This is a genomic window from Pseudomonas simiae (assembly GCF_000934565.1).
GTDB classification, from domain to species: domain Bacteria; phylum Pseudomonadota; class Gammaproteobacteria; order Pseudomonadales; family Pseudomonadaceae; genus Aquipseudomonas; species Aquipseudomonas simiae.
On sequence record NZ_CP010896.1, the window covers coordinates 1,914,995 to 1,936,661 of the forward strand.

The following is a 21,667-nucleotide window of genomic DNA, read 5'->3' on the forward strand; positions in this document are numbered from 1 at the left end:
ATGACGTCCGCACTGTTTATTCCGGAGCTGGGTCAGTTGGCGATGATCCTCGCCCTGTGCTTTGCCATCGTCCAGGCCGTGGTGCCATTGCTCGGCGCCTGGCGCGGTGATCGCTTGTGGATGAGCCTGGCGCAGCCTGCGGCCTGGGGCCAGTTTGCGTTCCTGCTGTTCGCGTTTGGCTGCCTGACCTACGCCTTCATGACCGACGACTTTTCCGTCGCCTACGTCGCCAACAACTCCAACACGGCGTTGCCTTGGTACTACAAGTTCAGTGCCGTGTGGGGCGCCCATGAAGGTTCGCTGCTGCTGTGGGCGTTGATCCTCGGCGGCTGGACCTTCGCCGTGTCGGTGTTCTCACGGCAACTGCCGCAAGTGATGCTGGCTCGCGTGCTGGCGGTGATGGGCATGATCAGCATCGGCTTCCTGCTGTTCCTGATCATGACCTCCAACCCGTTCAGCCGCATCCTGCCGCAGATCCCGGCGGACGGGCACGACCTCAACCCACTGCTGCAGGACATCGGCCTGATCGTGCACCCGCCGATGCTCTACATGGGTTACGTGGGGTTCTCGGTGGCCTTCGCCTTTGCCATCGCCGCCTTGCTCGGCGGACGTCTCGATGCGGCCTGGGCGCGCTGGTCGCGGCCGTGGACCATCGTGGCCTGGGCGTTCCTCGGCATCGGTATCACCTTGGGGTCCTGGTGGGCCTACTACGAACTCGGCTGGGGCGGCTGGTGGTTCTGGGACCCGGTGGAAAACGCCTCCTTCATGCCCTGGCTGGTCGGCACCGCGCTGATTCACTCGCTGGCCGTCACCGAAAAACGCGGCGTGTTCAAGAGCTGGACCGTGCTGCTGGCCATCGCGGCGTTTTCCCTCAGCCTGCTCGGCACATTCCTCGTGCGTTCGGGCGTGCTGACCTCGGTGCATGCGTTCGCGTCCGACCCTGAGCGCGGCGTTTTCATCCTGATCTTCCTGCTGTTTGTGGTGGGGGGTTCCCTGACGTTGTTTGCGTTGCGTGCGCCAGTGGTCAAGAGCCGGGTCGGCTTCAACCTGTGGTCGCGGGAAACCCTGTTGCTGGGCAATAACCTGGTGCTGGTGGTGGCCGCGTCGATGATCCTGCTCGGCACCCTGTACCCGCTGGTGCTGGATGCCTTGAGCGGCGCCAAGCTGTCCGTGGGCCCGCCGTACTTCAACGCGTTGTTTATCCCGTTGATGGGCCTGTTGATGGTGGTGATGGCCGTTGGCGTGCTGGTGCGCTGGAAAGACACCCCGGTGAAATGGCTGGTGGGCATGCTGATGCCGGTGCTGCTCGGTAGCGTGGCCTTGGCCGTGATCGCCTGGGTTGCCTACGGCGATTTCAACTGGGCAGTGCTCGCCACCTTCCTGCTCGCCGCCTGGGTATTGCTGGCCGGCGTGCGTGACATCTTTGACAAGACTCGCCACAAAGGCCTGATCAAAGGCCTGCCAACCCTGACCCGCAGCTATTGGGGCATGCAGATCGCCCACATCGGCATCGCCGTGTGCGCCCTGGGTGTGGTGCTCTCCAGTCAGAACAGCGCCGAGCGCGACCTGCGCCTGGCACCGGGAGAGTCCATGGACCTGGCCGGTTACCACTTCATTTTTGAAGGCGCCAAGCACTTCGAAGGGCCGAACTTCACGTCAGACAAAGGCACCGTTCGTGTAGTCCGCAACGGTAAGGAAATCGCCGTGCTGCACCCGGAAAAACGTCTGTACACCGTGCAGAGTTCGATGATGACCGAGGCCGGTATCGACGCCGGTTTCACCCGCGACCTGTATGTGGCGCTGGGTGAACCCTTGGGCGACGGTGCCTGGGCGGTGCGTGTGCATGTGAAACCGTTTGTACGCTGGATCTGGTTCGGCGGCTTGCTCACCGGTTTCGGTGGTTTGCTGGCTGCGCTGGACCGGCGTTATCGGGTCAAGGTCAAGAGCCGGGTGCGTGAAGCCCTCGGTCTGCAAGGAGCGGCGGTATGAAGCGTTGGTTGATGGTTGTGCCGCTGGCGTTGTTCCTGGTGGTCGCCGTGTTCCTGTATCGCGGCCTGTATCTGGACCCGGCCGAGCTGCCCTCAGCGATGATCGGCAAGCCGTTCCCGGCGTTTTCACTGCCGACCGTGCAGGGCGACAAGACCCTGACTCAAGCTGACTTGCTAGGCAAACCGGCGCTGGTCAACGTGTGGGGCACCTGGTGCATCTCCTGCCGTGTCGAACACCCGGTGCTGAACAAGCTGGCCGAGAAGGGCGTGGTGATCTACGGCATCAACTACAAGGACGACAATGCGGCGGCCTTGAAATGGCTGGCCGAGTTCCACAACCCTTATCAGCTGGATATCCGTGATGAAGACGGCAACCTCGGCCTGAACCTCGGCGTCTACGGTGCCCCGGAAACCTTTTTCATCGATGCCAAGGGCGTGATCCGTGACAAGTACGTCGGCGTGATTGACGAAGTGGTCTGGCGCGAGCAACTGGCCGCCAAGTACCAGGCACTGGTCGATGAGGCCAAGCCATGAAGCGTCTGTTAGCCGCTGCAGTCCTGGCGCTTGGACTGGTCGGCGTGGCCCATGCCGCCATCGACACCTACGAGTTCGCCAAGGACGGTGATCGCGAGCGCTTTCGCGAACTGACCAAGGAACTGCGCTGCCCCAAGTGCCAGAACCAGGACATCGCCGACTCCAACGCACCCATCGCCGCCGACCTGCGCAAAGAGATCTTCCGCATGCTGGGGGAGGGCAAGGACAACCAGCAGATCATCGACTTCATGGTCGACCGCTACGGTGATTTCGTGCGCTACAAACCGGCCCTCACCGGCAAGACCGCGCTGCTCTGGTTCGGCCCCGCCGGGCTGTTGCTGACTGGCGTGGTGGTGATGGCCGTGATTGTGCGCCGCCGCCGCGCCGCGCCGACCGATGGTTCCGACGCGCTGTCCCCTGAAGAGCGTAAACGCCTCGACCAATTGCTGGACACCAAGACTGATGATTGATTTCTGGCTCGCAGCCGGCTTGCTGCTTCTGATTGCCCTGAGTTTCCTGTTGATCCCTATACTGCGCGGCCGCCGTGCCCAGCGTGAAGAGGACCGCACCGCGTTGAACGTGGCGCTGTACCAAGAGCGTGTCGCCGAGCTGCAAGTGCAGCAGGACGAAGGCGTGCTCAACGCCGCGCAACTCGACACCGGCCGCGCCGAAGCGGCGCGTGAATTGCTGGCCGACACTGAAGGTGTAGAAAAGCCCCGTGAATCGCGCCTGGGCAAGCCGCTGCCATTTATGGCCGCGTTTTTGGTGCCAGTCCTGGGTGTTGCGCTGTACCTGCATTACGGGGCCAGCGACAAGGTTGAACTCACCCGCGAATTCGCCCAGCCACCGGTGTCCATGGAAGACATGACCCAGCGCTTGGAACGCGCCGCTGCCGCCCAGCCGGATTCGGCAGAAGGCCTGTACTTTCTGGGCCGTGCCTACATGGCCCAGGACCGGTCCGCCGATGCCGCCAACGTGTTCGAACGCACCGTGGCGCTGGCCGGTCGTCAGCCGGAACTGCTCGGCCAATGGGCCCAGGCGCAGTACTTTGCCGACAACAAACAGTGGTCGCCCAAGGTTCAGGCGTTGACGGACGAGGCCTTGAAGCTTGATCCGAAGGAAGTCACCAGCCTTGGCCTGCTGGGTATCGCTGCGTTTGAAGGCCAGCGTTATCAGGAGGCTATCGACTACTGGAACCGTCTGCTGGCCCAGCTGCCACCGGAAGACAACTCCCGTGCGGCGTTGCAAGGCGGTATCGACCGTGCTGCCGAAAAACTCAAAGAGAGCGGTGGCACCGTCGCCCCTCAAAAAGCCGCGATGAAAGTTCGTGTGGATCTGAGCGCCGACGTGAAGGCCAAAGCCCTGCCCACCGACAGCGTATTCATCTTCGCCCGCGCCGTGAAAGGCCCGCCGGCACCGTTGGCAGCCAAACGCGTCACCGTCGCCGAACTGCCGATCACCGTCGAACTGGGCGATGCCGACGCAATGATGCCGCAGTTGAAACTGTCGAACTTCCCCGAAGTCCAACTGGTTGCGCGCATATCCCGGGCAGGTGTTCCGACAGCTGGCGAATGGATCGGCCGCAGCCAACCCTTGGCCAGCACCACCACTGCGCTGCAGCAGCTGACCATCGACAGTCCGGATAAGTAATTTCGAGGAAACGCCTATGACCGCACTCGCAAGAATCACCCTGCTCAGCCTGGTATTGGGCCTGAGCGCTTGTGCGGTCCACCGCCCACCTCCTGCGCCCACCGGCCCGACCATTCCACCGTCGGGCCCGTCGACCCAGCCGAGCACCAAGCCGTCCGGCCCGGTGACCCCAGCGCCGAAGCCAGTGCCGACTAAGTCAGCGACGTTCGCCCCACCGCCGGGCGCGGTGAGCCACTGGGACGGCAGGATGCAGGTGTATGTGCTCGACGAACAGCCCGACACCTTCTACCGCCAGCGCACCTACTACCGCTGGAGCAACGGCTGGAGCCGCTCCATCAGCCCGAACGGCCCATGGGAAGAAACCGACGTGCAAGGCGTGCCGCCGGGGTTGAGCAAGCAATACGCGCAATGACAAAAGGCGACCTTTGAAAGGTCGCCTTTTTTATTCTCAACAGCCAACCTGGCCATCAACCCCCCACTTAACGTCGCCCAGGTAAGAGGGCGCGCCAAACGTGGTGCGCGGCGGGTGGGACTCGGGTAATGTGGCCGCCGCCGGCCTGGCGGCTGAGGGATTGCTGGGTATACTTTCCAGTGACTATTACCCGGCCAGCCTCTGGCGAGCAGTCAAGATGATTAGCCTGGGCTTCCGGTAGTGCAACAAGCAGGGCGACAAGCGAAGAGGGTGTTTTGATGGCAGGCAGGTTGATCTATCTCATCGGGCCCTCCGGCTCGGGCAAGGACAGCCTGCTGGATGCCGCACGCCCACGTCTGGCCGAGCGCGGTTGTCGCATTGTGCGCCGCGTTATCACTCGCTCGGCGGAAGCGGTGGGCGAGGCGGCGCAAGGGGTTAGCCCGGAGCAGTTTGCCTCGATGCAGGCCGAGGGCGCATTTGCCCTCAGCTGGCAGGCGAATGGCTTGTCCTATGGCATTCCGAAAGTGATCGACGATTGGTTGGCGGCAGGTGACGACGTGCTGGTCAACGGCTCCCGTGCGCACCTGGCACAGACCCGCGAGCGTTATCCGACGTCGCTGGTGTTGCTGCTGACGGTGGATCAGGCGGTACTACGCCAGCGCTTGATCGCACGCGGGCGTGAGGCACTGGTGGATATCGACGCCCGCCTGGCACGCAATGCGCGGTTCACTGCCGAGTTGATCGCGGGGAATGGGGCGGGGTTGTTCGTGCTGGACAACTCCGGTCCCCTGGAACATACGGTCGAGCGCCTGCTGTGCTGCCTCGACCACGGGCACTCGGCATGCGCCTGACGCGGGCGTTGTGCAGTATTGAGGCTATAGGGTTAACTCGACGGGATCACCCGTGTTGGCGAGGGTGAACCCGTTTTTCTGGAAGCAACTCACCGCCCATGTGGACTTTTTATAGCACCGTGCGTAGATACGCTTCTGGCCATTGTTCAAAGTGATTTCGTGTTGAATCAGCGCTGTCATGCACCCTGTCCGGCGTAACGCTTTCAGCGTCCAGGCCAGGTGGATTTCGATTTCATTAGCATCCACCAGCGACAGTGCGAACGCCGCAGGCACGGAGTTGACTTCGGCCACCCAGGCTCTGGAAGTGACTTGATGGGGACGCGTTTGTCCCGCCCTCAACTTGATCATCGTGAAAGGTACGCCAGAAAGTGCGGCGCCAAGCAACGCGTTCGCTTGGGTGTAGGCAGTGGGTAGAAAGTGTTTGAATGCAACGCCCTCCTTGAGCATGGCAATCACCGGTGCTCGATCGTTTTCCTGCAGGGGTCGTATGGTCACGGTCATTTTGCTTTCCTTATGGGAGACAGGCAGAACATTGGCCCATCGGTACTTCAAGAGTATCCAGGCATCTACGCAGGTTCTACTCAACTACACGCCGTTCAGCCGTGTTATGTGGGGCGCGCCTCAGTAAACCCGTCCACCTATTCCAGACCAGTTCACCGATGCGCAGGGCGACGTCGATGTCTTCTCATGTGTTTACGGTGTCGAGCAGGCAGGTTTTCAATATCCCGTAAAACAGCCGTCAGTCAGCCCCGCGTCTTTTGTGCTTGAGTAAAGATAACTCTAGGGTTACTTTTATTCAGGCCAAGCCAAGGAGGCAGGGGTGCAAAGCAGGTTATTGATCAAAGAACTGCAAGAGGCGGGTTGGGTGTTGGACCGGGTCGCGGGCAGTCATCATATTTTTACTCACCGCTATAACCCGTACACCATTCCGGTACCCCACCCAAAAAAGGACCTGCCGCTGGGCACTGTCAAAAGCATCAGGAAACGCGCCGGCTTGTTTCAGTTTTAAGGAGAACATTCATGCAATACCCAATCTGTATCGAATGGGGCGATGACTTCACCGCCACCGGTATTCAGATCCCCGACATCCCTGGCGCAGTCACCGCTGGGGACAGTTTTGAGGAGGCCTATAACGCTGCGGTGGAAGTCGCCCACATCATGCTGCAAGAGATTGCCGCAGAGGGTGGACCGATTCCCCTGCCAACGTCGGTGGCCAACCATCATGCGCACGAAGATTACGCCGGCATGGGCTGGGGGATGTTGGAGTTGGACATCTCGCCCTACCTGGGCAAGACCGAGAAGGTCAATGTGACCTTGCCCGGTTATGTCATCCAGCGCATCGACCGTTATGTGCGTGAGCACAAGGTCAAGAGTCGCTCTTCCTTTCTGGCGGATGCCGCGCTGGAGAAGCTGGTGCGGTCCTGAGGAAGATTTAAGGGATATGTCCTGATCGTTGGGAAAATAGCGTACTGGCACCCGAAGTGCTTTTTTAGATTTTGTTTTTTTCTTGTTAAAACAACTCGATGCCGCCGGGGATTTTGTGTTGTCGGGTGTTTAAATTGCAACGGAATACCTGGTTGTATCGCCTCCTGTTTCGACGCGCGCAGGTGTTGCGGTTAGAACCAAATCTGCGTTGGTATCGGATTTTTCAGCGTGCGAATTTACCTCTGGAAGGGTTGGTCAACGATCGCTTGACCGGCTCCCGTTATTGAAACCAAAGGTGTCGCACAATGAATAATTATGACCTGCGCAGTAGGAGTTCTCTGAATAGCGTGCCGGTAGCGGACTTCGGCCCGTTGGGTGTGGGGGCTGGGAGTAAACCGTCTTACACAACGGACCAGGCGGCTAATCAACTTACCCGGGAAAACCTGCGTTTTCATGACCGTAATGGTGATTCGAAAGTCGATGTGAATTACACGGTGGACAACAGCTTCACCCACCAGCAGCAGGGGCGCGTCCGCCAGGCAGTGCAGTCCTGGCAGGATGTCGCCAATATCAACTTTCGCGAGCAGGCGAGTGGGACGGACGGCACTCTCAACATTCGCAACAATCCGGGCGGTGATCGAGGGGTGGCCACCTTTCCTGGCCGTTTCACTACCCAGACTTCAGCCACGATTGGCACGCGCAGAGAAAACGGGGCACCGGCATTGGGCAGTCAGTTTTCGATAACGGCTATCCATGAGATCGGCCACGCCATTGGCCTGCAGCATCCAGGGAACTACAACGGGAACGGTTTCGATTACCTGAACAGCGCGGTCTACGCCGAGGATACCAAGGCGCGTACGGTGATGAGTTATTGGTCGGAAAAAAACCAGAAGGGACACGACTTCAAAGGGCAGAATCCGTCCGCGCCGATGATGGACGATATTGCAGCGGCACAACGCTTGTACGGGGCCAATCACCAAACCCGTAACACCAATACCACCTATGGCTTCAACTCCAATACTGAGCGCGAGGCGATGAGCCTCAAGAGCGCTGCTGACAAACCGGTTTTCTGTGTCTGGGACGGTGGTGGCGTCGACACGATGGACTTCTCCGGGTTCTCCCAGGATCAGAACATCAACCTGAAAGCCGAATCGTTTTCCGATGTGGGCGGGCTGAAGGGCAATGTGTCCATTGCCAAGGGCTGCACGATTGAAAACGCGATTGGCGGCTCTGGCCGGGACACTGTGTCGGGCAATGAGGCCGCGAATCGGCTCAAGGGCGGCGGAGGGGGCGACACCCTGAGAGGCGGTGGCGGCGCGGACACCTTTGTCTACGACAAGGCCAGCGACTCCACGCCGACTGACCCGGACATGATCCAGGATTTCACCAGCGGTACGGACAAGATCGATGTGTCGGGCGCCTTGAAGGGCGCTGGGCTGAGCGGCCTGGCCTTCACTGATCGGTTCACGGGGCGAGCCGGTGAAGCGGTGCTCAAGCATGACCCCGGCACAGGCCTTTCAAGCCTGGCCATTGACCTGAAGGGAACGGGCAACGCGGACCTATTGATCAAGAGCAAGGGCGCGATCAAGCCAACTGATGTGCAGTGGGGCGGTCAAGCGCCTGAGGTTCAGCCTGCACCTGCACCCGTGCCGACACCCACGCCGACACCCACGCCGACGCCGACACCGACACCGCCTCCGGTCCCAACACCCGCTCCCTCCCCGTTGCCGGATAAGGCACAGGAACACGCCGCCGGCTTGATTCAGATGTTCGCCACCACCCTGCTAGCATTTTTCTCGCAGTTGCTGAGCCGGCTGACATCGCCGTCCGGCCAAGCATCCGCGGAAAAAAACCAGTCTTGAACCGCTGCCTCAAGCAGTGGCGACTGTGGCCTGGCGTGAAGCACTGAGGAACCGCAGTAACGCAATCAGAGGGAATGCGCTGCCCACCAGCATCACGCCCAGCCAGCCGCCGTGTTCATACACGCTGCTGGCAATCGCCGAGCCGAAGGCGCCGCCAATAAAGATGCTGGTCATGTACAGCGCGTTCAGGCGGCTGCGGCTGTTGGCGTCGAGGGCGTAGATAGCGCGCTGGCCGAGCACCATATTCATCTGCACGCAGAAGTCCAGGACCACACCGGTCACGGCCAGGCCGATCACGCTGTACAACGGGTGTACAAAGGCCGGCAGGAAACTCAACGCCGCAAACAGCATGGCCAGCAACGAAGCGCGATGGGTATGCCCGGCATCGGCCAGGCGACCGGCGACGGGCGCCGCAATGGCGCCCAGCGCACCGACCAGTGCAAACAGCGCGATCTCGCTTTGGCTCAGGCCGTGGTTACGCGCCAGTTCCAGTGGGGCAGCGGTCCAGAACAGGCTGAAGGTGGCGAACATGCAACCCTGATAGAACGCCCGTTGGCGCAATACCGGTTGCTCACGCAGCAACGTGCCGAGGGAGCGCAGCAACTGGCCATAGGTGGCACTGTGGTCGGGCTGGCGCTTGGGGATGGTGATCAGCAACACCACGCTGATTAACGCCATCAACGCCGCAGCGGCCATGAACATTGCGCGCCAACCGAAGTGGTCCGCCACCACGCTGGACACGGGCCGAGCCAGCAGGATGCCCAACAACAGACCGCCCATGATGCTGCCGACCACGCGGCCTCGGGACTCGGCGGGTGCCAGGTGCGCGGCCAGCGGGATCAGGATCTGCACCGACACCGAGCTGAAGCCGATCAGCAGCGACACCAGCAGGAACAGGTTCGGTTGTTCGGTAGATGCCGCCCCCAACAGGCTGGCGATGGCCAGCACGGTGGTGGCGATCATCAGCTTGCGGTTTTCCAGCAGGTCACCCAGCGGTACCAGGAAAAACAGGCCCAGGGCGTAACCAATTTGTGTCAACGAGACGATCAGGCTGGCCATGGCGGGCGTCAGGCCGATGTCCGGCGCGATCAGCTCGATGATCGGTTGTGCATAGTAAATGTTGGCAACGATGGCGCCGCAGCAAAACGCGAACAGCATCACCATGCTCCGGGTCATGGTGGTTGTAGCGTGGGAGGTAGCGTTCATGGTGTTCTCATAAAAGCGAATGAAAGTGAGGCGAGCCTAAAGACAACACCGTAGACCGGGTAGGCCGCTTGCAGTGATAACACTCATGCCCAGTAATGATGAGTGAATCGTTAACTTTCGGCGCGAAGGGTGATGATACATTCAGGCACAACTGCCGAAACAGGAAATTGAAGGTCATGAAAATCACATTGAACAAGATGCTCCTGGCTTCCACGCTTGCCGCCGCCATGGCCGTGGGCCTGGCCCAGGCCGAGGATGTCCCGCGGGTGGGCGTACGCGGCGCCATCACGGCGATGGAGGGCGACGCGATGCACGTCAAGGTCAACAGCGGCGAGGACGTCATCGTGCACCTGACCCCAAGCACTCAGGTGCGCGCGGTCACCCTGGCCAAGATCGATGAGATCAAGCCGGGCAGCTACATTGGCTCCGCCGCCATGCCCAACGCCGATGGCAGCCTGACGGCGCTGGAAGTGCACGTGTTCCCACCGGCCATGGCCGGCACGGGCGACGGGCATCGCGCGTTTGACTTGAAGGAAGGCAGCAGCATGACCAACGGCACCGTCGGCGACCTGGTGGTCAGCAACGGGCGGACGTTGACGGTGAAATACAAAGGCGGCGAACAGAAGATCGTGGTGCCGGAGGATGTGCCGATCGTCAACCTGGAACCTGGCGATCGCAGCTTGCTCAAGCCAGGGGTGAAGGTGGTGATGTTTGCGGCGCAGGGGGCGGATGGGATCATCACTGCCCAGGCTATCTCAGCCGGCAAGGATGGCGTGACACCACCGATGTAAAGTCTGGCGCAGAACCCAATGTGGGAGCGGGCTTGCTCGCGAATGGGGAGTATCAGTCACTGAATCAGTTGGCTGATACACCGCATCCGCGAGCAAGCCCGCTCACACAGGTTTAGTGCGTTGCGTCAGTTATTGACCCGAGTAAACCTGATCAAACACCCCACCATCATTAAAGTGGGTCTTCTGCACCGTGCGCCAGTCACCAAAGGTCTTCTCTACCGACAGGAAGTCGACTTTCGGGAAGCGGTCAGTGTATTTGGCCAGCACTTTCGGGTCACGTGGACGCAGGTAGTTGTTCGCCGCGATTTCCTGACCTTCCGGCGACCACAGGTACTTCAGGTAGTCTTCGGCGGCCACGCGGGTGCCTTTCTTCTCGACCACCTTGTCGACCACCGACACCGGTGGCTCGGCTTCGGCGGAGACGCTTGGATAGACCACTTCGAACTGATCGCGACCGAATTCACGGGCGATCATTTCCGCCTCGTTCTCGAACGTCACCAGCACGTCGCCGATCTGGTTGGTCATGAAGGTGGTGGTGGCCGCACGGCCACCGGTATCCAGCACCGGTGCCTGTTTGAATAGCTTGCCGACAAAGGCCTTGGCCTTGTTTTCATCGCCGCCGTTCTTCAGCACATAGCCCCAGGCCGACAGGTAGGTGTAGCGGCCGTTACCCGAGGTTTTCGGGTTGGGCACGATCACCTGCACGCCGTCTTTCAACAGGTCCGGCCAGTCCTTCAGGGCTTTTGGGTTGCCTTTGCGCACGATGAAGACCGTGGCGGAAGTAAACGGCGCGCTGTTGTTCGGCAGGCGAGTGACCCAGTTGTCCGGCACCAGCTTTCCATTGTCGACCAGGGCGTTGATGTCGGTGGCCATGTTCATGGTGATCACGTCAGCCGGCAGGCCGTCGATCACCGAGCGCGCTTGTTTGCTGGAACCACCGAAGGACATCTGCAGGGTCAGCTTGTCGTTCGGGTGTTCGGCTTCCCAGTGCTTCTGGAAAGCGGCGTTGTAGTCCTTGTAGAAATCGCGCATTACGTCGTAGGAGACGTTGAGCAGTGTGACGGGTGCGGCCTGGACGGCGCCCGCCAGGGCAAGGCCGGCGGCCAGGAGAGAGGCGCTAACGAGTTTTTTCACTGCTCATTCCTTGTTGTTCGAGACGGTTGTCAATTGAGTAGGGGCAATTTGCCAGCGACTATAGCTGGCGCCGCATAGACGCTTAAAGATTAAAACGTACTTTGCTTATTCCACTTTATGGAAAAGGTTGCTCCCGCAGCGCGAGCAGAAGGCGGCATTTGGCTCATGGCTGTTCTTCTTGCACACCGGGCAGTCGGTTTGCAGCTGTTCGCCCCGCATTGCGCTCGCCAGTTCAGCGGTAAAAATCCCGGTGGGCACGGCGATGATCGAATAACCGGTGATCATCACCAGCGATGAAATCACCTGGCCCAACGGCGTCTTCGGCACAATGTCGCCAAAGCCCACGGTGGTCAGGGTCACGATGGCCCAGTAGATGCCCTTGGGGATGCTGGTAAAGCCGTGCTCCGGACCTTCGATCACGTACATCAAGGTGCCGAACACCGTGACCAGCGTGCACACGCTGACCAGGAACACCACGATCTTCTGCTTGCTGCCCCGCAACGCCGACATCAGGTAGTTGGCCTGCTTGAGGTAGGGGCTGAGCTTGAGCACGCGGAAGATCCGCAGCATTCGGATGATGCGGATGATCAGCAGGTACTGCGCATCGCTGTAATACAGCGCGAGGATGCCGGGCACGATGGCCAGCAAGTCCACCAGCCCATAAAAGCTGAAGGCATAGCGTAACGGCTTGGGCGAGCAATACAGGCGCAACCCGTATTCGATCAGGAAGATCAGCGTGAAGCCCCATTCGATATAGGCCAGCACATCGGCGTAGTTCTGGTGTATCTGGTCGATGCTGTCGAGCATCACGATCACCAGGCTGGCGAGGATGATCAGCAGCAAGATGCCGTCAAAGCGCCGCCCGGCGACCGTGTCACTTTGAAAAACCATGACGTAGAGCCGCTGGCGCCAGTCGTTATTGCTGTCCATAAATCCCGCCTGAAACGAATATCGAGCAAGCCTAGGGGGATTCGAAGGGCCTGTCCATGCGGGGTTTGCGCAGCACCCGAGCGCCAGCGCGCACCAGCCAGCAGGCGAGGATGAACGGCGCGGTCAACGCAGGCAGATGCAGGGCGGCAAAGCCTGGGGTGAGGGTGATCGCCAGCAGGATGCCGAGCAGCGGCAGCCAGGGTTGGCGACGTATTTGGCTCAACGCCACGGCAGCCAGCGCCGGGTTGTAGCTGTGCAGGCCAAGGAGGGCAGTGGCGGGTTCGTCCAGCCACAGCGCGATCAGTACGCCGACACTGGCGCCGATCAACGCCCAGGTGGCCGCGCGGCGGTTGGCCAACCACAGGCCCAACGCAATCAAGGCGCCGGCCACAGGCTGGTCCAGCAGCATGATTTGGGCGAGCCCGGTAAAAGGCGCGGTGAAGATGGCCGAGGCGTCGGGTACGTTCAGGGCAAATGCGCGCTCCGGCACGGTGCCCAGCAGCAACCAACCCAGGCCGACAAACGGTGCGGTGTAGGCGGGCAAATCACTGGGCTGAGTGGCGCGTTTCAACCATTGCCGCGTCAGGATCGCACTCAAGCCACCGCACGCCAGGATCAGCGGCGGCAACACGGCTGACCAGGCGAAGTGCTGGCTGATCAACAACCCCAGCAACACGCCGTTGTAGCTGTACAGCCCTGCCTGGCGTTCGGCCTTGGGATAGCCCCGGCGCTGGGCCGTGAGCAACCCCGCCAGGCCTCCCAGCAGCGCGCCGCCAAGCAAGGTCGGCGCGCCGATCAGGATCGCCAGCAGGCACAGCAGGCCACACAGCGGCTGGCGCTGCAGGAAGATCTGGCTGAAGCCGTTAAGCAGGGCTTCGGCCCAGTCGGGACAGGTTGGGTTGTGCATTTGGGGTCATTCAATCAGGCCGAGTTGCCCTTATCGCAGGCAAGCCAGCTCCCACAGTTGACCGAGTTTTCATGTCGAACATCGATCAAATGTGGGAGCGGGCTTGCCCGCGATGAGGCCCTTACAGACGCTAAATCAACGTCTCGATACGCAATGAGTTCGTCGACCCCGGCTGCCCGAACGGCACCCCCGCCGTAATCACCAAGGTATCCCCACGCTCCGCCATCCCCTGCGCCTGGGCAATCTCCAGCGCCGTGGAACACACCTCGTCTACTTGGCGCAGCCTGTCATTGACCACCGAATGCACGCCCCACGCCACGCTCAACCGCCGCGCCGTGGACAGGTTCGGCGTGAGGTTGAGGATCGGCGACACCGGCCGTTCCCGCGCCGCGCGCAGACTGGAACTGCCCGACTCGCTGTAGTTCACCAGCACTGCCACCGGCAGGATGCTGCTGATGCGGCGGATTGCGCAGCTGATGGCGTCCGATACGGTGGCATCCGCCTTCGGTCGACTGACGTCGAGCTGAGCCTGGTAATCCGGGCCGTTCTCCACCTGGCGGATGATCTTGCTCATCATCTGCACGGCTTCCAGCGGGTATTCGCCGGATGCGGTTTCCGCCGACAGCATCACCGCGTCCGCGCCTTCGGCCACGGCATTGGCGACATCGGTGACTTCGGCGCGGGTCGGAGCCGGTGAGAAGCGCATCGACTCCAGCATCTGGGTCGCCACCACCACCGGTTTGCCCAGTTGGCGGCAGGTACTGATGATGTCTTTCTGGATCTGCGGCACACTCTCGGCGGGCACTTCCACGCCCAGGTCGCCTCTGGCCACCATGATCGCGTCGCTCAGTTCGGCGATTTCCTGCAGGCGCTGCACGGCCGAGGGCTTCTCGATCTTGGCCATCAGGAAGGCCTTGTCGCCGATCAGCTCGCGGGCTTCGCGGATATCTTCCGGGCGCTGTACGAACGACAGTGCCACCCAGTCCACGCCCAGCTCCAGGCCGAAGCTCAAATCGCGCCGATCCTTGGTGGTCAATGGGCTGAGCTCCAGCAGGGCTTGTGGGACGTTCACGCCTTTGCGGTCAGACAATTCGCCGCCGTTCAGTACGGTGGTGTCGATGGCGTCGGCATGTTTGGTGATGACCCGCAGGCGCAGCTTGCCATCGTCCAGCAGCAGGTCCATGCCGGGTTCCAGCGCCGCGATGATTTCCGGGTGGGGCAGGTTGACCCGACGCTGGTCGCCCGGTGTTTCGTCCAGGTCCAGGCGCAATGCCTGGCCACGCACCAGTTGCACCTTGCCCTCGGCAAAGCGCCCGACCCGCAGCTTCGGCCCTTGCAGGTCCATGAGGATACCCAGCGGGTAATTCAGCTGACGCTCGACCTGGCGAATCCACTGGTAGCGCTGGGCGTGGTCGGCGTGGTCGCCGTGGCTGAAATTGAGCCGGAAGATGTTCACGCCAGCTTCCACCAGCTCGCGGATGTCGTCGATACCGTCGGTGGCCGGGCCCAGGGTGGCGAGGATTTTGACCTTCTTGTCAGGCGTCATGTTTGGCAGTCTCAAGGATCAGGATGGCGCGGAAGTCGTTGACGTTGGTGCGCGTGGGCTCGGTGATGATCAAACCGTCGAGGGCGGCGAAATAGCCGTAGCCGTTGTTGTTATCCAGCTCGTCGCTGGCCGACAGGCCGAGGGCTTCGGCGCGCGAATAACTGCACGGCGTCATGATGGCGCCGGCGTTGTCTTCCGAGCCGTCGATGCCGTCGGTGTCACCGGCCAGGGCGTACGCGCCGGGCAGGCCCTTTAGGCTGTCGGTGAGGCTCAGCAGGAACTCTGCATTGCGTCCGCCACGACCATTGCCATGTACCGTCACGGTGGTTTCGCCGCCGGAGAGAATCACGCACGGCGCTGCCAGCGGCTGGCCGTGTTGCACGATCTGTCGGGCGATGCCGGCGTGCACTTTAGCCACGTCCCGCGCTTCGCCTTCCAGGTCGCCGAGGATTAATGGACTGAACCCGGCCTGGCGCACTTTTACGGCGACTGCCTCCAGGGATTGCTGGGGGCGGGCGATCAATTGGAAGTGGCTACGGGCGAGCACCGGGTCGCCGGGCTTGACGGTTTCCGAGGCGGGGTTTTGCAACCAGCTGCGCACCGAAGCGGGGGCGTCGATGTTGTAGCGCTTGAGGATCGCCAGGGCTTGTTGCGAGGTGCTGGGGTCTCCGACCGTCGGGCCGGAGGCGATCACCGTGGCCTGGTCGCCCGGCACGTCGGAAATCGCGTAGGTGTATACAGTGGCCGGCCATGCCGCTTTCGCCAATCGACCGCCTTTGATGGCCGACAGGTGCTTGCGCACGCAATTCATCTCGCCAATGGTGGCACCGGATTTGAGCAGGGCTTTGTTGATGGCCTGTTTGTCGGCCAGGGTGATGCCCTCGGCGGGCAGCGCCAGCAGGGCAGAGCCACCGCCGGACAACAGGAAGATAACGCGGTCGTGCTCCGTCAGGTTGCTGATCAGTGCCAGCACGCGCTGGGCCACGGCCAGGCCGGCGGCATCGGGCACCGGGTGAGCGGCTTCGACGACTTCGATTTTCTGGCACGGCGCGCCGTGCCCGTAGCGGGTCACGACCAGGCCGGTGACTTCACCCTGCCAGACGTTTTCCACGACCAGGGCCATGGCGGCAGCCGCTTTGCCAGCGCCGATCACGATCACACGACCGCTGCGGTCGGCGGGCAGGTAGGGTTCAAGGACTTGCCGGGGGTGGGCGGCGTCGATGGCTGTGGCAAACAGCTCGCGAAGCAGGTGTTGCGGATCGACCGACATAAGCGGGCTCCCGGGGATTCTTGTTATTAGAGGTGCATCACGTTTCGGATCGGAATGCGATCAAATGTGGGAGCGGGCTTGCTCGCGAATGCGGTCTGACATCCAACATCCATGCTGACTGATCGACCTCTTTCGCGAGCAAGCCCGCTCCCACACTCGACCGAATTTCAAAGGTGCGGTGAAGCGGGGTTATTTATCGCGAATCGAGAAATTCGCCATATGTTCCAGGCCCTTGATCAGCGCCGAGTGGTCCCAGTTACCGCCGCCAATCGCGGTGCAGGTGCTGAAGACTTGCTGCGTACCGGCGGTGTTCGGCAGGTTGATCCCCAATTCCTTGGCACCGGCCAGGGCCAGGTTGAGGTCTTTCTGGTGCAGGTTGATACGGAAGCCCGGGTCGAAGGTGCCCTTGATCATGCGCTCGCCATGCACCTCAAGGATTTTCGACGAAGCGAACCCGCCCATCAGCGCTTCACGCACCTTGGCCGGGTCGGCGCCGTTCTTGGAGGCGAACAGCAGCGCTTCGGCCACCGCCTGGATATTCAGCGCCACGATGATCTGGTTGGCGACCTTGGCGGTCTGCCCATCACCATTGCCGCCCACCAGGGTGATGTTCTTGCCCATGGCCTGGAATAGCGGCAGGGCGCGTTCGAAGGTCTGCGGTTCGCCGCCGATCATGATGCTCAGGGTGCCGGCCTTGGCACCGACCTCACCGCCGGACACCGGTGCATCCAGGTACTGCGCGCCGGTTTCGTTGATCTTTGCTGCGAACGCCTTGGTGGCGGTGGGGGAGATCGAGCTCATGTCGATCACGACTTTGTTCGGCGACAGGCCCGCCGCGACGCCGTCTTTGCGGAACAGCACGTCGTCGACCTGCGGGGTGTCCGGCACCATCACGATGATGAACTCGGCCTCCTGCGCCACTTGCTGAGGGTTGGCCAAGGCCACGGCGCCCGCGTCGACCAGGGCCTGCGCAGCCTTGCCGTGGTGCTCGGAGAGGAACAGTTGGTGACCTGCTTTCTGCAGGTTGGCGGCCATGGGTTGACCCATGATGCCGGTGCCGATAAATCCGATTTTTGCCATGAGAAAAGCCTCTTGTTATTCGGTATGTAGCGACCTGTCAAACGCCGCAGGTCCAATGTGGGAGCGGGCTTGCTCGCGAAGGTATTTCATTCAACATTGGCGTCGACTGATACACCGCTTTCGCGAGCAAGCCCGCTCCCACATTTGGGGTTTGTGTTGTGTCTGTTAGATCGCGTTGTGGGTTTTGAGCCAACCCAAACCGGCTTCGGTGGTGGTCAACGGCTTGTATTCACAGCCGACCCAACCCGTGTAGCCGATGCGGTCCAAATGTTCGAACAGGAAGCGGTAGTTGATCTCGCCGGTGCCCGGCTCGTTGCGCCCTGGGTTATCCGCCAGCTGGATGTGGTTGATCTCACCCAGGTGCGCGGCCATGGTGCGGGCCAGATCGCCTTCCATGATTTGCATGTGGTAGATGTCGTATTGCAGGAACAGGTTGTCGCTGCCCACCTGTTCGCGAATCGACAGGGCTTGCGCCGTGTTGTTCAGATAGAAGCCTGGGATGTCACGGGTGTTGATCGCTTCCATCACCAGCTTGATGCCCACGGCTTGCAGTTTTTCGGCGGCGTACTTGAGGTTGGCGACGAAGGTCTTTTCCAGGATCTCGTCGTCAATGCCTTGTGGCCGGATGCCTGCCAGGCAGTTGATCTGGGTGTTGCCCAGCACTTGGGCGTAGGCGATCGCCAGCTTGACCCCGGCACGAAACTCCTCGACCCGGTCGGGGTGGCACGCCAGGCCGCGTTCGCCCTTGGCCCAGTCGCCGGCCGGCAGGTTGAACAGCACCTGGGTCAGGCCGTGGGCGTCAAGTTGCGCCTTGATTTCGGCAGAGCTGAACTCATAGGGGAACAGGTACTCGACACCTTCGAAGCCCGCATCGGCGGCCGCTTTGAAACGGGCAAGAAAGTCCTGTTCGGTAAACAGCATGGACAGGTTGGCGGCGAAACGCGGCATAAGGTTCTCCTTAATCGAGCAGGGAAATGGCAGTCGGCGCATCGTTGCCGACCAGTGCCAGATCTTCGAATTCGTTGACGGCGTTGATCTCGGTGCCCATGGAAATATTGGTGACGCGCTCCAGAATAATCTCAACGATCACTGGAACCTTGAATTCTTCGATCATCTCCTCGGCGCGACGCAGGGCCGGCGCGATCTGGCTTGGTTCGAATACGCGCAGGGCCTTGCAACCCAGGCCTTCGGCGACGGCGACGTGGTCTACACCATAGCCGTTGAGTTCCGGGGCGTTGAGGTTGTCAAAGGACAGCTGCACGCAGTAGTCCATTTCAAACCCGCGCTGGGCCTGGCGGATCAGACCGAGGTAGGAATTGTTCACCACCACGTGGATGTATGGCAGCTTGAACTGCGCGCCCACGGCCAGTTCTTCGATCATGAACTGGAAGTCATAGTCGCCCGACAGTGCCACCACCTTGCGGCTCGGGTCAGCCTTGACCACGCCGAGCGCGGCGGGAATGGTCCAACCCAACGGGCCGGCCTGGCCGCAGTTGATCCAATGCCGCGGCTTGTACACGTGCAGGAATTGCGCGCCGGCAATTTGCGATAAGCCGATGGTGCTGACGTAGCAGGTGTCTTTGCCGAACACCTGGTTCATTTCTTCGTAAACGCGCTGTGGCTTGACTGGCACGTTGTCGAAGTGAGTCTTGCGGTGCAGGGTGGCTTTGCGTTGCTGGCAGTCGTTCAGCCAGGCGCTGCGGTCCTTCAACTTGCCGGCGGCTTTCCACTCGCGGGCCACTTCAATGAACATCGTCAGGGCGGAGCCGGCGTCGGAGACGATGCCCAGGTCCGGGGTGAAAACGCGGCCGATCTGCGTCGGCTCGATGTCGACGTGAATGAACGTGCGACCCTCGGTGTACACCTCCACCGAGCCGGTGTGGCGGTTGGCCCAGCGGTTACCGATGCCCAGCACCACGTCCGACTTGAGCATCGTCGCGTTGCCATAACGGTGGGACGTCTGCAAACCGACCATGCCGACCATCTGTGGGTGATCGTCCGGAATGGTGCCCCAGCCCATCAGGGTCGGAATCACCGGGATGCCGGTCAGTTCAGCGAATTCAACCAGCAGCTCGCTGGCGTCGGCGTTGATCACGCCCCCACCGCTCACCAGCAGTGGGCGTTCAGCCTTGTCCAGCAGCGCCAGGGCTTTTTCCACCTGCACGCGGGTTGCCAGTGGCTTGGCCAGGGGGAGTGGCTGGTAGGCGTCGATGTCGAATTCGATCTCGGCCATCTGCACGTCGAACGGCAGGTCGATCAGCACGGGGCCCGGGCGGCCGGAGCGCATTTCGTAGAAGGCTTTTTGGAAGGCGTACGGCACTTGGCCGGGTTCGAGGACGGTGGTCGCCCACTTCGTCACCGGCTTGACGATGCTGGTGATGTCCACGGCCTGGAAGTCTTCCTTGTGCATGCGGGCGCGGGGTGCCTGGCCGGTAATGCACAGGATCGGGATTGAGTCGGCCGAGGCGCTGTACAGGCCGGTGACCATGTCAGTGCCCGCCGGGCCTGAGGTGCCGATGCACACGCCGATATTGCCGGCCTTGGTGCGGGTGTAACCCTCGGCCATGTGGGAGGCGCCTTCAACGTGGCGAGCAAGGACGTGATCGATGCCACCCACCTTCTGCAAGGCCGAATACAGCGGGTTGATCGCGGCGCCCGGGATGCCGAAGGCGGTGTCCACACCTTCGCGGCGCATCACCAGGACAGCGGCTTCGATTGCTCTCATTTTGCTCATAATTTTGGTGCCTCTTGCGTTTTGTAATTGTATACAAGTGGTGTCTGGTCAAAGTGTATTCACGGCGAGCGGCGCAGGTCAATGCATTTTATGCACGGGTCTTTACGTTCGTCGGAACAGCTTTTTTCGACGTATGGAGCCTTTGTGCGAAAATATTGTATACAAAACTAAAAGTCATTGTGTTCTATTTGTTTGATCGAGCATCTGATCATTCAGACCTCCACCGCTTTCCCAATAACAAAAGAAGGACGGCACCATGAGCGCTTTAACCTTGAAACTCGCCACCCAACTGGCCAGCCAGGCCCTCAGCGCCGGGCGCACCATCTCAGCCGCACCGCTGACCATCGCCGTGCTCGACAGCGGCGGCCATCTGGTCACCCTGCAACGCGAAGATGGCGCCAGCCTGCTGCGCCCGCAGATCGCCATCGGCAAGGCCTGGGGCGCGATCGCCCTGGGCAAGGGCTCACGTCTGCTGGCGCTGGACGCGCAGCAGCGCCCGGCGTTTATCGCGGCGTTGAATAGCCTGGGGCAGGGCAGCGTGGTGCCCGCGCCGGGCGGGGTGTTGATTCGGAGTCAGGAGGGCGTGGTGCTGGGGGCGATTGGAATCAGCGGGGATACGTCGGATATTGATGAGCAGTGCGCGATTACGGCGATCGAGGGGGTGGGGTTGATGGCGGATGCGGGGGTGTCGGCCTGATTTGAGGTGACTGATAGGTCCCCTTCGCGAGCAAGCCCGCTCCCACACTCAATTGGGTTCACACATTTATATGGGTGAATACGGTCAAATGTGGGAGCGGGCTTGCTCGCGAAGAGGGCAACTCGGTATCGACTCTACAACCAAATCGCGTCCCACAACGGATAGTCGCCAATCCGCTCCACCAGTCCCGCCCGTAGGGGATTGGCCACCACATACCTGGCCATTTTGACCAGATCATCTTCCTTGCGCAGCGCGCGATCATGAAAGCTGGTTTGCCAAAGCCTACCTTTGCGACCAGTAGCACCGTTCACGCTTCGAGTGCTCTTGGATTTCACTTGGCACATCAGATCCCCCAGCGAGCCTTTTTGTAGCTCGACCAGCCAGTGGAAATGATCTGGCATCACCACCCACGCCAGCGAGTTTGCCAGTCCTTGAGACTGGGCAAGCCTGAATTGCCAGACGACCAAACGGCCTAGATGAAAATCACTGAATATCGGCGCACGTTCGTGAGTGTTGGTGGTAATCAGATAGATACGGCTGGGTTCGCTAAACCGCCCGATGCGCAGGCGGTGTGATTTGGCTGGATCAGGCATTCCTTAGCCTCTCTTCAGATGGAGTTCTGAGAGGCTAGATCAGCTAGTTAATGCCGA

Annotated in this window: 22 protein-coding genes and 1 pseudogene; 12 read left to right on the top strand and 11 right to left on the bottom strand. The window is 61.1% G+C overall.

Annotated features, from left to right (window positions below; translation table 11 throughout):
• From PF1751_RS08745 to phnN, 7 genes and pseudogenes are all read left to right on the top strand, one after another.
• Nucleotides 1-1,989, top strand: a complete 1,989-nt coding sequence (locus tag PF1751_RS08745; RefSeq protein WP_010211787.1) for a heme lyase CcmF/NrfE family subunit — start codon at nucleotides 1-3, stop codon at nucleotides 1,987-1,989.
• Complete coding sequence (locus tag PF1751_RS08750; protein WP_010211784.1) at nucleotides 1,986-2,522, top strand: DsbE family thiol:disulfide interchange protein; 537 nt, start codon at nucleotides 1,986-1,988, stop codon at nucleotides 2,520-2,522. Before PF1751_RS08745 ends, PF1751_RS08750 begins: the two co-directional genes overlap by 4 nt.
• Nucleotides 2,519-2,992, top strand: coding sequence for a cytochrome c-type biogenesis protein (locus PF1751_RS08755; RefSeq protein WP_010211783.1), 474 nt, complete (start codon nucleotides 2,519-2,521; stop codon nucleotides 2,990-2,992). The genes PF1751_RS08750 and PF1751_RS08755 overlap by 4 nt, the downstream gene beginning before the upstream one ends.
• Nucleotides 2,985-4,172: a c-type cytochrome biogenesis protein CcmI gene (gene ccmI / locus PF1751_RS08760; protein WP_010211782.1), complete on the top strand. Its 1,188-nt coding sequence runs from the start codon at nucleotides 2,985-2,987 to the stop codon at nucleotides 4,170-4,172. Before PF1751_RS08755 ends, ccmI begins: the two co-directional genes overlap by 8 nt.
• Nucleotides 4,173-4,188: 16 nt before the next feature.
• On the top strand, nucleotides 4,189-4,584 hold the full coding sequence (locus tag PF1751_RS08765) for a hypothetical protein (RefSeq protein ID WP_010211781.1): 396 nt from the start codon (nucleotides 4,189-4,191) through the stop codon (nucleotides 4,582-4,584).
• Between the two features lie 88 nt (nucleotides 4,585-4,672).
• Nucleotides 4,673-4,863 (top strand): annotated as a pseudogene (locus PF1751_RS28240) (alpha-D-ribose 1-methylphosphonate 5-triphosphate diphosphatase); the annotation flags it as partial.
• On the top strand, nucleotides 4,863-5,435 hold the full coding sequence (phnN, locus tag PF1751_RS08770) for a phosphonate metabolism protein/1,5-bisphosphokinase (PRPP-forming) PhnN (RefSeq protein WP_010211780.1): 573 nt from the start codon (nucleotides 4,863-4,865) through the stop codon (nucleotides 5,433-5,435). The pseudogene PF1751_RS28240 and the gene phnN, both read left to right, overlap by 1 nt.
• A gap of 24 nt (nucleotides 5,436-5,459) precedes the next feature.
• Here phnN and PF1751_RS08775 read toward each other — a convergent pair whose 3' ends face one another.
• Nucleotides 5,460-5,936, bottom strand: coding sequence for a GNAT family N-acetyltransferase (locus tag PF1751_RS08775; protein WP_010211779.1), 477 nt, complete (start codon nucleotides 5,934-5,936; stop codon nucleotides 5,460-5,462).
• A 319-nt stretch (nucleotides 5,937-6,255) separates the two neighbouring features.
• Between PF1751_RS08775 and PF1751_RS08780 the strand changes: the two genes are divergently transcribed.
• From PF1751_RS08780 to PF1751_RS08790, 3 genes are all read left to right on the top strand, one after another.
• On the top strand, nucleotides 6,256-6,444 hold the full coding sequence (locus tag PF1751_RS08780) for a type II toxin-antitoxin system HicA family toxin (protein WP_010211777.1): 189 nt from the start codon (nucleotides 6,256-6,258) through the stop codon (nucleotides 6,442-6,444).
• 11 nt (nucleotides 6,445-6,455) lie between these two features.
• Complete coding sequence (locus PF1751_RS08785; RefSeq protein ID WP_010211776.1) at nucleotides 6,456-6,860, top strand: type II toxin-antitoxin system HicB family antitoxin; 405 nt, start codon at nucleotides 6,456-6,458, stop codon at nucleotides 6,858-6,860.
• Between the two features lie 305 nt (nucleotides 6,861-7,165).
• Entirely contained in the window at nucleotides 7,166-8,722 is a 1,557-nt protein-coding gene (locus tag PF1751_RS08790) for a M10 family metallopeptidase C-terminal domain-containing protein (RefSeq protein WP_044286877.1), read from the top strand.
• Nucleotides 8,723-8,731: 9 nt separating this feature from the next.
• Here PF1751_RS08790 and PF1751_RS08795 read toward each other — a convergent pair whose 3' ends face one another.
• Nucleotides 8,732-9,928, bottom strand: coding sequence for an MFS transporter (locus PF1751_RS08795; RefSeq protein WP_080923188.1), 1,197 nt, complete (start codon nucleotides 9,926-9,928; stop codon nucleotides 8,732-8,734).
• A 176-nt stretch (nucleotides 9,929-10,104) separates the two neighbouring features.
• Between PF1751_RS08795 and PF1751_RS08800 the strand changes: the two genes are divergently transcribed.
• On the top strand, nucleotides 10,105-10,719 hold the full coding sequence (locus tag PF1751_RS08800) for a DUF5666 domain-containing protein (RefSeq protein ID WP_021492218.1): 615 nt from the start codon (nucleotides 10,105-10,107) through the stop codon (nucleotides 10,717-10,719).
• A 129-nt stretch (nucleotides 10,720-10,848) separates the two neighbouring features.
• Here PF1751_RS08800 and PF1751_RS08805 read toward each other — a convergent pair whose 3' ends face one another.
• The 8 genes from PF1751_RS08805 to gcl form a co-directional block, all read right to left on the bottom strand.
• Complete coding sequence (locus PF1751_RS08805) at nucleotides 10,849-11,853, bottom strand: sulfate ABC transporter substrate-binding protein (RefSeq protein ID WP_010211770.1); 1,005 nt, start codon at nucleotides 11,851-11,853, stop codon at nucleotides 10,849-10,851.
• Nucleotides 11,854-11,958: 105 nt separating this feature from the next.
• The gene (locus PF1751_RS08810; protein WP_010211769.1) at nucleotides 11,959-12,783 is read right to left on the bottom strand and encodes an ion transporter; all 825 of its coding nucleotides are present in this window, start codon (nucleotides 12,781-12,783) and stop codon (nucleotides 11,959-11,961) included.
• A gap of 31 nt (nucleotides 12,784-12,814) precedes the next feature.
• The gene (locus PF1751_RS08815) at nucleotides 12,815-13,690 is read right to left on the bottom strand and encodes an urea transporter (RefSeq protein ID WP_010211768.1); all 876 of its coding nucleotides are present in this window, start codon (nucleotides 13,688-13,690) and stop codon (nucleotides 12,815-12,817) included.
• Between the two features lie 130 nt (nucleotides 13,691-13,820).
• The gene (pyk, locus tag PF1751_RS08820) at nucleotides 13,821-15,236 is read right to left on the bottom strand and encodes a pyruvate kinase (RefSeq protein WP_044286879.1); all 1,416 of its coding nucleotides are present in this window, start codon (nucleotides 15,234-15,236) and stop codon (nucleotides 13,821-13,823) included.
• Nucleotides 15,226-16,506, bottom strand: coding sequence for a glycerate kinase type-2 family protein (locus PF1751_RS08825; RefSeq protein WP_044286882.1), 1,281 nt, complete (start codon nucleotides 16,504-16,506; stop codon nucleotides 15,226-15,228). Before PF1751_RS08825 ends, pyk begins: the two co-directional genes overlap by 11 nt.
• A gap of 189 nt (nucleotides 16,507-16,695) precedes the next feature.
• Nucleotides 16,696-17,586 carry a 2-hydroxy-3-oxopropionate reductase gene (locus PF1751_RS08830; protein WP_010211764.1) on the bottom strand — a complete coding sequence of 297 codons (891 nt, stop codon included), beginning with the start codon at nucleotides 17,584-17,586 and terminating at the stop codon, nucleotides 16,696-16,698.
• Nucleotides 17,587-17,751: 165 nt separating this feature from the next.
• The gene (gene hyi / locus PF1751_RS08835; RefSeq protein WP_010211763.1) at nucleotides 17,752-18,534 is read right to left on the bottom strand and encodes a hydroxypyruvate isomerase; all 783 of its coding nucleotides are present in this window, start codon (nucleotides 18,532-18,534) and stop codon (nucleotides 17,752-17,754) included.
• Between the two features lie 10 nt (nucleotides 18,535-18,544).
• A complete protein-coding gene (gene gcl / locus PF1751_RS08840) occupies nucleotides 18,545-20,320 on the bottom strand; it encodes a glyoxylate carboligase (RefSeq protein WP_038453017.1) in 1,776 nt (591 codons plus the stop codon).
• A gap of 256 nt (nucleotides 20,321-20,576) precedes the next feature.
• Between gcl and PF1751_RS08845 the strand changes: the two genes are divergently transcribed.
• Nucleotides 20,577-21,017, top strand: a complete 441-nt coding sequence (locus tag PF1751_RS08845) for a GlcG/HbpS family heme-binding protein (RefSeq protein WP_044286883.1) — start codon at nucleotides 20,577-20,579, stop codon at nucleotides 21,015-21,017.
• A gap of 134 nt (nucleotides 21,018-21,151) precedes the next feature.
• Here the strand turns inward: PF1751_RS08845 and PF1751_RS08850 are convergent, their stop codons facing one another.
• Nucleotides 21,152-21,610 (bottom strand): REP-associated tyrosine transposase, encoded by a 459-nt coding sequence (locus PF1751_RS08850; RefSeq protein ID WP_010211757.1) that lies wholly within the window; start codon nucleotides 21,608-21,610, stop codon nucleotides 21,152-21,154.
• Between the last annotated feature and the right edge of the window lie 57 nt (nucleotides 21,611-21,667).